The sequence below is a fragment of the Aquabacterium sp. UBA2148 genome, from assembly GCF_002328915.1.
Taxonomy (GTDB): Bacteria; Pseudomonadota; Gammaproteobacteria; order Burkholderiales; family Burkholderiaceae_C; genus Aquabacterium; species Aquabacterium parvum.
Genome location: NZ_DCXA01000138.1, coordinates 1 through 11096, shown reverse-complemented (window position 1 = coordinate 11096; position 11096 = coordinate 1). Strand labels below are relative to the sequence as shown.

General features: G+C 67.0%; 8 protein-coding genes. 2 read left to right on the top strand and 6 right to left on the bottom strand.

The window, feature by feature from the left end:
• Positions 1-1052 (top strand): neutral/alkaline non-lysosomal ceramidase N-terminal domain-containing protein (locus B2W70_RS07550; RefSeq protein ID WP_286744404.1); only part of this gene is annotated, 1052 nt, incomplete at its 5' end.
• A gap of 4 nt (positions 1053-1056) precedes the next feature.
• On the opposite strand, the gene B2W70_RS07545 is transcribed toward B2W70_RS07550, so the two are convergent.
• The gene (locus tag B2W70_RS07545) at positions 1057-1986 is read right to left on the bottom strand and encodes an MBL fold metallo-hydrolase (protein ID WP_286744402.1); all 930 of its coding nucleotides are present in this window, start codon (positions 1984-1986) and stop codon (positions 1057-1059) included.
• Between the two features lie 181 nt (positions 1987-2167).
• Here B2W70_RS07545 and B2W70_RS07540 point away from each other — a divergent pair, with 181 nt between their 5' ends.
• A complete protein-coding gene (locus B2W70_RS07540) occupies positions 2168-4231 on the top strand; it encodes a methyl-accepting chemotaxis protein (RefSeq protein ID WP_286744400.1) in 2064 nt (687 codons plus the stop codon).
• A gap of 6 nt (positions 4232-4237) precedes the next feature.
• Here the strand turns inward: B2W70_RS07540 and B2W70_RS07535 are convergent, their stop codons facing one another.
• The 5 genes from B2W70_RS07535 to B2W70_RS07515 all read right to left on the bottom strand — a co-directional run.
• A complete protein-coding gene (locus tag B2W70_RS07535; RefSeq protein ID WP_286744397.1) occupies positions 4238-6016 on the bottom strand; it encodes a sensor histidine kinase in 1779 nt (592 codons plus the stop codon).
• A complete protein-coding gene (locus tag B2W70_RS07530) occupies positions 5961-6851 on the bottom strand; it encodes a phosphate/phosphite/phosphonate ABC transporter substrate-binding protein (RefSeq protein WP_286744395.1) in 891 nt (296 codons plus the stop codon). Before B2W70_RS07530 ends, B2W70_RS07535 begins: the two co-directional genes overlap by 56 nt.
• Positions 6852-7004: 153 nt before the next feature.
• Complete coding sequence (gene ahpF, locus B2W70_RS07525; RefSeq protein ID WP_286744394.1) at positions 7005-8564, bottom strand: alkyl hydroperoxide reductase subunit F; 1560 nt, start codon at positions 8562-8564, stop codon at positions 7005-7007.
• Positions 8565-8752: 188 nt separating this feature from the next.
• Positions 8753-9328: an alkyl hydroperoxide reductase subunit C gene (ahpC, locus tag B2W70_RS07520; protein ID WP_058086830.1), complete on the bottom strand. Its 576-nt coding sequence runs from the start codon at positions 9326-9328 to the stop codon at positions 8753-8755.
• A gap of 209 nt (positions 9329-9537) precedes the next feature.
• On the bottom strand, positions 9538-11096 hold a 1559-nt coding region (locus tag B2W70_RS07515), incomplete at its 5' end, for a reprolysin-like metallopeptidase (protein ID WP_286744390.1).

The following is an 11096-nucleotide window of genomic DNA, read 5'->3' as shown; positions in this document are numbered from 1 at the left end:
AGGCCCTGGGCGGTGACATCGACTCGCGCATGCGCTACGTCGACATGAGCCGCGTGCAGGTCAGTGGCGCCTACACCCCCGACGGCAAGCCGATGCAGACCTGCCCGGCCGCGCTGGGTGCCAGCTTCGCCGCCGGCAGCACCGAAGACGGCCCCGGCCCGGGCATCGCCAAGGAAGGCGAGCCCAACCCCTTCCTCACCGCCGTCGGTGGCTTGGTGTTCTGGCCCTCGGCCACGCTGCGCGAGTGCCATGGCGTCAAGGAAGTCGTCATCCCGGTGGGCGACATGAAACCCTACCCCTGGTCGCCCGAGGTGCTGCCGCTGCAGGTGCTCAAGATCGGCTCCATCGTGTTCGCCGGCCTGCCGGCCGAGCCCACCATGATGTCGGGGTGGCGCATCCGCCGGCAACTGGCGCGCACACTGGGCATGGACATCAGCCGCGTCATCGTGGTCGGCTACAGCAACGCGTACACGCAGTACGTGACCACCCCCGAGGAGTACAGCCTGCAGGACTACGAAGGCGGCAGCACCCTGTTCGGCCCCGCCACCCAACCCGCCTACGTGCAAGAGCTCGACAAGCTGGCGCAAGACCTGGCCCTGGGTCGCCCCAGTGCCAACACCCTGACCCCTCGCGACCTGAGCCAGAACCAGCTCAACTTCCAGACCGGTGTGGTGCTCGACCTGCCCGCGCTGGGCAAGCGATTCGGTCAGGTGCTGCTCGAGCCCAACGCCAGCTACACCGCAGGCCAGACCGTGAGCGTGCGCTTTCAGACCGGCCACCCGAAGAACAACCTGCGCCGCAACGGCAGCTTCCTGCTGGTGCAACGCTGGGACGGTCAGGCCTGGCAGACCATCGCCGACGACAGCGACTGGGCCACGCGCTACCGCTGGCGCCGCACGCTGGGTGCCGAATCGGTGGCCGACATCGACTGGGCCATCCCGACGGGCACGCCTGCGGGGCGCTACCGCATCGCCCACTTCGGCGACGCCAAGAACCTGATGGGTCAGGTCAGCGCCTTCAGCGGGCAGACGCGCGAGTTCGAAGTGCGCTGACGCCTCAAGCGGTGGCGCGGGCCACCAGCACGCCATCGACCAAGGACGCGGCCCCCACCCGCTCGAGCTCCTGCGCCATGAAGGCGGCGATCGCCTCGGGCTCGATCGGGTAGAGCCCGCGCATCGCGTCGTTGCCCTCGAAGGTCGCCGAGACCATCTGCGTCAGCTCGGCCGGGCTCAGGCGCTTGGCTTCGAGCAGCTTGAAGGCCAGCAGCACCTTCAGCGCGTTGTCGGCGTTGCGCTGCGGGTCCTCGCTGAGCCACTGGATGCGCGAGCGTGCCGCCTGCAAAGCGGCGCTGACGGCGCCATCGTCCTCGCTGAACGGCGCCCCATGCCCGGGGATCACCACACGCGGCTGCAGTTGCCCGATCAGCTCCAGCGTGGCCGCCTGCTCGGCGAAACCGGGGATGCCCGCCAGCTCCGGAAAGATCACGCCGAAGCCCTTTTGCCACAGCGCATCGGCCGACATCAGGATGCCCAGCCGCTCGCACCACAGCATCACCATGGCGTGGTCGTGACCGCCGGCGGGCAACACGCGCCAGCCTTCACCGCCGAGCTCGATGAGTTCACCCACCGCCAGCAGCCGGTCGTGCCGAAAGCGCGGACACAGCTGGCTGGTGCGCCGGTAGCTCAGGCGCTCCTCGTCCCAGGCCTCGACCAGGTCGGCCTCGCCGGGCGGGATCCAGATCTCGCAGCCGTGCTCGGCCTGCAGCAAGGCGTTGCCGCCCGCATGGTCGGAGTGCAGGTGCGTGTTGACGATGCGTTCAAGCCGCCGCCCCTTGAGCGCCTCGCCGATCAAACCCAGCGTGCCCTCGCCCTCGGTGACGTAACCCGTGTCGACCACGGTGGGCACGTCGTCATCGGCAAAAACCACGTGGTTAGACGAGAGCCAACCGCGCTCGATGACCTGCAGGGTGTCGGGCAAAGACTTCATGGGCCGCAGTTTGCACCGACTTGGGGACCGCAGGGCGATCGGACGTCACCAGCAGGCATCTGTCCGGAAAATCAAGGTTGTTTGACGCTTCACGCCGGTGTCCGATTCCCACAATGTCTCTTGCGACGTCTTGCCGACGAGGCGTCGCGAGCCCTTGTGTCCAGACACCTCAGAGGCCACCATGCACACAGCACCCATCGCCGGCACCCGCACCCCCACCGTGCAGGTTCCCGCCCCAACGCCCCAGCCACCGCACTCGCCCCATTCGCGCCGAGTTCACGACGCCGAAGCACGGCGCCGACGCCTGCGCGACTTCTTCCGCTATCACGGCCCCTGGGCCCCTGGCGTGCGGCTGTTTCGGCGCATCGGCTTTCAGGCCAAGGCCAGCATCCTGACGGCGGTCTTCCTTGTGCCCATCGTGCTGCTGTCCTGGCAGTACTTCAAGGACAAGGCCGCGACCATCGAGTTCACCCGCGCCGAGCGCGTGGGCGTGAGCACCATGCAGCGCTTGGTGCCCGTCATGAAGGGCGTGATCGACACCCGCAACGCCACCCGCGCCATGCTGGGAGGGCACGCGGTTCAGGCCGACTACCAGGCCGCGCACCAAGCCACCGATCAAGCCCTGGCCGCGTTCGCTCAGTACGTGCAGCAGCAGGGCGATCCCTTGAAGATCAGCGCCAACGTGCAGCGCCTGCAAGAAAGCTGGCAAGCCACCGCCGGCTCCAAAGACGGCACCGACGGCAAGGGGCGCACCGTGTTCGGTCCGGTCACCGCTGCGGTCGTCGCCCTGCTCTACGCCGTCGGCGACAACTCCAACCTGGTGCTCGACCCCGACCTCGACAGCTACTACCTGATGAATGCGCTGGTGCTCACGCTGCCGCAGATGCTCGAGAGCACCGGTCAGATCTGGGGCTGGGGCACTTACGCCGCCTCGCGCGGCAGCATCGGATCGGAGCAGGAGGCCAACTGGGCCATCTGGACCGCCCGGACACAAAGCGGCGCCGAAGACATGCGCCGCTACTTCGAGCGCGTGGCCACCGCCAACGCCAACATCGCCGCCAAGATCGACACCAGCGCCCTGGACCAGGCCCTGGCCTTGCGCAAGCTGGGGCACCTGGCGGTGTTCGATGCCCATGGCCCCCAGCCCGCCGAGTTCTACCGGCAAGGCCGCGAAACGCTGGCGGCCCTGACAGGCCTCTATGACCACCACCTGCCCCTGCTCGACCAGCTGCTCGAGCAGCGTGAAGCCCACCTCACGCACGCCCGCGACCTGACCGCGGTGGTGCTGGTGCTCAGCTTGCTCTTGTCGTCCTACCTGTTCATCTCGTTCAGGAAGGTGCTCGAGGGTGGCCTGCGCGAAGTGGTGTTCCACATCGACGCCATGCGCGACGGCAACCTCGCCACCCAGCCCCGAGCCTGGGGCGCCGACGAAGCCGCCGGCCTGATGCGCACCATCGCCGACCTGCAGCAATCGCTGCGGCGCATCGTCACCCAGATCCGCGACTCGGCCGACCACATCGTGCACGCCAGCCAGGAGATCGCCGCCGGCTCCGACGACCTGGCTCGGCGCACCGAGGCCTCGGCCAGCGGCCTGCAGCAATCGGCCTCTGCCATGGCGCACATCTCGCAGACCGTGCGCAGCACCGCCGACGTGGCCGCCGAGGCCTCGTCACTGGCCACACACAACGCCGAGGCGGCGCGCCACGGTGGCCAGGTCATCCACACCATGATCGCCACCATGGACGAGATCAGGCAGTCCTCGCGCCGCATCGGCGACATCACGTCCACCATCGACGGCATCGCCTTCCAGACCAACCTGCTGGCCCTCAACGCCGCCGTGGAGGCAGCGCGGGCGGGCGAACAAGGTCGCGGCTTCGCGGTGGTCGCCGCCGAGGTGCGCGGGCTGGCGCAACGCGCGGCCACCGCCGCCCGAGAGATCAACCAGCTGGTCTCCGACAGCGTGCGACGCATCGAGTCCGGCACCGAGGTCGTGGGCCAGGCCGGCTCCGCCGTGGACGACATCGTCAAACAAACGCTGCACATCAACGAACTGCTGGCCCGCATCGCCGAGAGCGCCCGCAGCGAAGCCCAGGACGTTCAGCAGACAACCCAAGCCGTGCAGGCCATGGACGAGTCGACGCAGCAAAACGCGGCGCTGGTCGAGCAAACGGCGGCCGCTGCCTCGGCCATGCGCGATCAGGCCCAGGTCCTGGCCAACGGGGTCGCGACCTTCAGCCTGGCCTGAGCGCGTTCACCACCACAGCGTGACCGTGGTGCCACGCCCCAAGTTGCTGACCACCTGCATGCGGCTGCCCATCAGGTCCATCAGCTCCTTGACGATGCTCACCCCCAGGCCCGTGCCCGGGATGTTGCCGGACTTGTCCGCGCGGAAAAAGCGCTCGCCCAGCCGGGCCACGTGATCCGGGCTCAAGCCGATGCCCTGGTCCTCGACGGCCACGCCAAAGTGCGTCGTACCCGGTTGATCCGGGCCGGCTTCGGCCAAGAAGCGCACCACCACCTCACCACCTTCTGGCGAGTACTTGTAGGCGTTGGACAGGATGTTGAGCACCGCCTGGCGCAACTTGCTGCGATCGGCGCGCACAGGCATGGGCTGCGCAAGCGGCACCACCACCGGCGCTGCCCTGCCCTCTGGCGGCCGGTGGTCGGCCAGCACCGCCTGCACCGCCTCACCGAGGTCCAGCTCCTCCATGAGGAAGTCCTGACCCCGCCGCGCTTCGATGCGCGCCAGGTCCAGCAGCTCGTTGAGGATGGCCACCATGGCCTGGCTTTGTCGGTAAATGCGGCCCAGCAGGTCCTGCCGCTGCTCGGCCGACATCTCGCGCTTGAGCATGAGCTCGGTGAACCCGAAGATGCTGACCATCGGCGTGCGCAGCTCGTGAGCCGCCATCGAGAGGAACTCCGATTTCATCTCGTCGAGGGTGTGCTGCCGCGTCACATCGCACACGTACAGCACCCGGCTGACGCTGCCTTGCTGGCTGCACTGCCCGCTGAGGGACAGCAGCTTGCGACGCTCGCCAGCCAGCTCCAGCACCACGGCCTCGTCACCGCCCAAACCTTGGAACACGGCTTCCAGGCCCGCAAACGGCTTGTTTGGCGGCGTCAACTCAGCCAAGGCGCCCGACAGGCCTGCCAGGTCACACGACAGCACCATCGACTCGCTCAGCCCCGTTTGCAGCAAAAAGGCGCTGTTGACAAAGCGCACACGGCTCTCTCGATCGAAGGTCACCAGGCCATCCTGGCTGAGGCGGGAGATCGCACCCAGCTGGTCGTTCTGCTCCGCCAGCTGCGCCTCGTGGGCCTGCAACTCGCGCATGTTGTGCTCCAGCATGATCATCTGCTGGCACATCAGCATCGATGCCTCGTTGAGCGATTCCCGCAGCTCAGTCACCTCCAGCGGTCCCGACTCCTGCGGCAACAAGGCGCCCTTGGCATCGACGATCTGACGGGCAAACCGACGCGCCGTGGCCAGAGACCGCATCGGCCGGCGCAGGAAGGCACTCAACAAGGCCACGCACACCACCACCGCCACCACCGCCACCACCAGGGTGTTGCGCCAGATGCGGGCGCGGTCTTGTGCGCTGGCGCGGGTGTCGTGCTCGACGCGCACCCAACCGATGAGCCCCGCCGCCACCACCGGGTGCCAGGCCTCGATGCGCCCCGGGTGGGTGACCAGCACCGGAGATGGCGTTGCCCCCGCCTGAGCCGGCGCTTGCACCCCAGTCGGCAGGCGGTGATCGTGGATCACGCGAGGCGCCGCACCAGGCTGCCGCTGCACATGGGCCAGCACTTCGGACTGCTTGCCCAGCACCAACAGGGACAAGGTGTCACCCACCTCTGCCGAGTGGGTCGCCAGCTCCTCCAGCCCATCGAGGCTGTCGGTTAGGATCAGGTTGGTGCTGGCCACCGCCACGTTGCGCGCCAGGGTGGCCGCATGGCCATGGCAGGCTGCGGCCTCACTCCGCGTAGCGGTCGAGCTTGAGGCGCTCCAGCGGCGCGTAATCACGCGCATGATCGGCCTTCACCGGGCGCGACATGGGCACGCCCTGGAAGCTCGTTTGCAGGCTGCTGTCTTGCGCCAGCTTGAGCCAGGCCGCCTGCACGGCCTGCTGCACCGCCGTCGGCACACGCGGGTGAGCGCTCAGCGGGTGCGGCGCCGCACCCGGCGTTTCGAACAGGATGCGCAACCCGGCCTGCACCTCGGGGGGCTCGCGCTCCAGCGTGGCCCTCAAACCACCCGTGGCGGCGGCTTTGCCCGCCAGCGTCTGCCGGTAGGCATTGGTGTGGGTGCGTGCGTAAAAAGGCGTGATGCGCAGCCGCTCGACCTCGTCGAGCTGCGCCCGAATCAGCAAGGAAGCACCGAAGGCATTGGGCGCCGGGAACGCCAGCGTCTGGCCCTGCAGCTGCTTGAGCTCGCGGATCGGATCGTCTTTCCTGACCACCAGGATGCCCGTGAGCAACTCGGTGTCCCGCACCAGCGGCACGTAGCCTTGCGCACGCTTGGCGCGCACCTGATGAAAGGGGTTCATGTATGCAAAGTCCGGCGCGCCAGCCTTCACATCCGCTTCGAAGCTGGGGATGTCGCGCGGCACCTTGAGCTCGAAGCGCGCACCCACCTGCTGTCCCAGCCGCTCCAGGATGGGCACCCAGGTCCGGGCGATGTCGGCCGCCGGAAATTGGGGCACCACGGACACCGTGTACACCGCTTGCGCAGGGCTGGCGGCCGCAGATGGTGGCGTGGCCTGGGCCATCGCCGACCAGGGCGACAGGCCCGCCAGCGCAGCGATCACCAAGGCACCACGGCGCAGCACACGGCGGCGCCAACGAGTCAGGCGGGTCGGGGTCATGGGGTCCTCCGCAGTCGACCTGAGTGGATTGTCGGCAGCGAAATGAAAGAAATGCACACGCCAAAGCAAGAAGGCCCGTCACAGACGGGCCCCTTGCGGATTAGTGCGCAGACATTGCGCTGCGCTCATCGAGCCGAACCAGGCCGGCTGCGCTCAACCGTGGCGGATCAGGTGATCGAAAGCGCTCAGCGCCGCCGTCGCCCCCGCACCCGCCGCGATCACGATCTGCTTGTAAGGCACGTTGGTGCAGTCACCCGCCGCGAACACGCCCGGCACATTGGTGTGGCCCTTGGCGTCGATCAGGATCTCGCCGAACTTCGACAGCTCCACCGTGCCACGCAGGAACTCGGTGTTGGGCACCAGCCCGATCTGCACGAACACGCCTTCGAGCGGCACCAGGTGCTCCTCGCCCGTGGCGCGATCCTTGTACTTCAGGCCGTTGACCTTGCCCTCGGCACCGGTGATCTCGGTCGTCTGCGCGCTGGTGTGGATGGTCACGTTCGGCAGGCTCTTGAGCTTGTTGACCAGCACCGCATCGGCCTTGAGCGTGTCGGCGAATTCGATCAGCGTGACGTGGGCCACGATGCCCGCCAGGTCGATGGCCGCCTCCACACCCGAGTTGCCGCCGCCGATCACGGCCGTGCGCTTGCCCTTGAAGAGCGGACCGTCGCAGTGCGGGCAGTAGGCCACGCCCTTGTTCTTGTACTCGGCTTCGCCGGGCACGTTCACGTTGCGCCAGCGCGCGCCGGTCGACAGGATCACGGTCTTGGCCTTGAGCACGCCACCGTTTTCCATCTTCACCTGGATGAGGCCACCCGCCTGCTCGGCCGGGATGATCTCGGCGGCCTTCTGCAGGTTCATGATGTCGACGTCATACGCCTTGGCGTGGGCTTCGAGCGCAGCGGCCAGCTTGGGGCCGTCGGTTTCCAGCACGGAGATGTAGTTCTCGATGGCCAGCGTGTCGTTGACCTGGCCACCAAAGCGCTCGGCCGCGATGCCGGTGCGGATGCCCTTGCGAGCGGCGTACACGCCTGCGGCGGCACCAGCCGGGCCACCACCGACGATCAGCACGTCGTAAGGCGCCTTGGCGTCGATCTTGGCAGCTTCCTTGGCGGCCGAGTTGGTGTCCAGCTTGGCCACGATCTCGTCAACGGTCATCTTGCCCGAGGCGAACACCTGGCCATTGAGGAAGACCATCGGCACGGCCATGATCTCTCGCTTTTCCACCTCTTCCTGGAAGGCGCCGCCTTCGATGATGGTGGTCTTGACCTTCGGGTTCAAGATGGCCATGAGCGACAGCGCCTGCACCACGTCCGGGCAGTTGTGGCAGCTCAGGGACATGTAGACCTCGAAGTTGAAGTCGCCGTCGAGCGCACGGATGTTGTCCAGCGTCTCGGCTTCTTCCTTCGGGGGGTGACCGCCCGTCCACAGCAGGGCCAGCACCAGCGAGGTGAACTCGTGGCCCAGCGGCAGGCCGGCAAAGCGCAGGCTGTTGGTGGCACCTGCACGCTGCAGCGTGAACGACGGCTTGCGGGCGTCCTGCCCGTCGGTCTTCAAGGTGATCTTGTCGGCGCGCAGACTGGCAATGGTCTGCAGCAACTCAAGCATCTCGCGCGAGTTCTCGGAGTCACTCAGGGATGCGACGATCTCGAAGGGTTGTTGCACGCGTTCGAGGTACGCAGCGAGTTGGGCCTTGAGGGTGTCGTCCAGCATGTTGGGCATCCTTAAATTTCTGAGTTGCAAAGTGACTTCGGGAACCGGCCTCCTCCTGTTTAGCGAGATGAGAAGGCCAGGGTCATCCACCCACCCGCCTTGTGGGCGAGCAGGCGAACAGTTTTCAACGGTGTGGTGAGGTCAGGCCTCAACACAGGTCAAAACTTCGGTGGATCGCAACAGCGCGATCAGATCTTGCCGACCAGGTCCAGCGAAGGAGCCAGGGTCTTGGCGCCTTCCTTCCACTTGGCGGGGCAGACTTGGCCGGGGTTGGCGGCGGTGTACTGGGCGGCCTTGAGCTTGCGCAGGGTCTCCGACACGTCGCGGGCGATTTCGTTGGAGTGCACTTCGGCGGTCTTGATGACGCCATCGGGGTTGATCACGAAGGTGCCGCGCAGCGACAGGCCTTCTTCTTCGATGTGCACGCCGAAAGCGCGGGTCAGCTTGTGGGTGGGGTCACCAACCAGGGGGAACTGGGCCTTGCCGACGGCGGGCGAGGTTTCGTGCCACACCTTGTGCGAGAAGTGGGTGTCGGTGGTGACGATGTAGACCTCGGCGCCAGCCTTCTTGAACTCTTCGTAGCTGTTGGCAGCGTCTTCGATTTCGGTCGGGCAGTTGAAGGTGAAGGCAGCCGGCATGAAGATCAGCACGGACCACTTGCCCTTGAGGGACTCGTCGGAGACGGTGATGAACTCGCCCTTGCCGCCGCGGTTGACGAAGGCTTCGGTCTTGAAGGGCTGGACTTGGGTGTTGATCAGGCTCATGTTGGGTTCCTGGTAGGGGTTGGTTTGTTGGAAACACCGCCCCGCAAAGGGAGGTGTTTTCGAGGAAACAGGTTCAATCTTAGGCCAGGACGTTTCATCAAGCGAATTGATTGAACAAATGCGATTGATTGTCTCTGGCTATTGATTCATCGTCACCACACCAGGGGCCCAACTCCTTTCAAATCAACGTTTTACTGGTTTGCGAGCGCTCACTTCACATAGAAGCGCGTCGCGTTCACCGGCGTGTTGCTCATCCGATCGACCGCGAACGTGCCCACCGCAGGCGTGATGGCACGCCCCTTGGCGCCCACCGCAGCGCGCAGCGTCACCGAGTTCACGCCCGAAGGCACCCGGCAGTTGTACAAGCCCGTGCTGCCCACGCTGCATGCCACCGACGCCACCGTGGGTGCGAGCTTGACCCCGCCGCCGGTGTACGGGCTGCCGTTGGGCTGCAGCACCCAACCCGCCACCTGCACGCTGCCGTCGGCGCCCACCGCCACGGCCGAGGCACGGCCCAAGGCGGCCACCGTGCCCTTGGTCTGCAAAACCGTGGCCACGACGTTTTCACTGCTGGTGCCACATGGCGCCTTCTTGGCCGTGCAGCTCAGCTGGGGCGACGAGAACAGCGCCACCTTGGGCTGGATGTAGGACATGACCGTGCCGAACTGGCCCGACACCCCCTTGCCGTAGCTGTAAGGCAGCACCCCGGCAAACGAGGAGTTGGCCTTGTCGTGTGCAGCCCCGAGGTTGTGACCCAGCTCGTGTGCCAGGGTCAGGCTCTCGCAGTAGTAGCCGCCATGCTGGCCATCGTTGATCGACGAGAACATCAGCCAGGGGGCCTGCTGCCGGTAGGCCGTGATCCCGGCCGCGCGCGCCGCTGGCACGTAGGCCAGCCCGCAGGTGCCTGTCTTGGACGTCACGGCATTGAAGGGCGAAACGAAAACGGTCATCGCCGCACCACTGGCCAGCCGTTGGGCGGCCGTGCCCGCAAAGGCCCCTGCGTCGCGCCGCAACACGTCGAGCTGCACCTGCGGCGTCGCATCGGCGGCCTTGACCAGGCGCCAGCCCACGATGCGGAACTTCACGCCCGTGCCGCTGTTGACATAGGCCTGGTTGGCCACCTCGACCAGGTTGACCATGCGCGTGCGCGCCGCGCTTTCAGTCCCCCACAGCGTCACCAGGCTGGGGCTGTAGCTCATCAGGAGGTTGATCTGCGTGTCGACCGTGCCGGCCTTGAGCGGCGCCGGCTGCGCAGGGGTCGACGTCGCCGCAGCGGTGGCCGTGGCCCCTGCCGTCACCGCCCCGGCCCCCGCCGAAACACTGCCCGCGGCCGCGACCGCCAGGTCCACCCCGCCTTCGCCGGCAGGGGCTTCGATGTGGTCGTCGCCCTTGGGGCCACTCAGCCCGGCTGCGCGCGGATCCAGGATCTCGGTGCGCCCCTGCCGCGTGACGACCTGGTATTCGCCTCGGGTGGTGTGGATGGTGGCGAACACCGCATCCGGGCCGACCGTCCACTGCGAAGACTGCCCGACGCCATCCATCCGGCTGATGGCACTGACCTGCTGGAGCCCATGTTCATCGATGCCCGAAGCCGTGATGACGACCACCTCGGTTTGCCCGCCAGGCAAAGGCATGGCCCACTCGCTGCCAACGGGCGCGTCCGCCAGCGCCGCCAGGTTGGGCGAGATGAGCTGCACGCCGGGCTCCACCACGGCACCCAGCACGAAAGCCTGCGTCGAGACGGCGGCCACCGTGGCGGCAGGCGCCA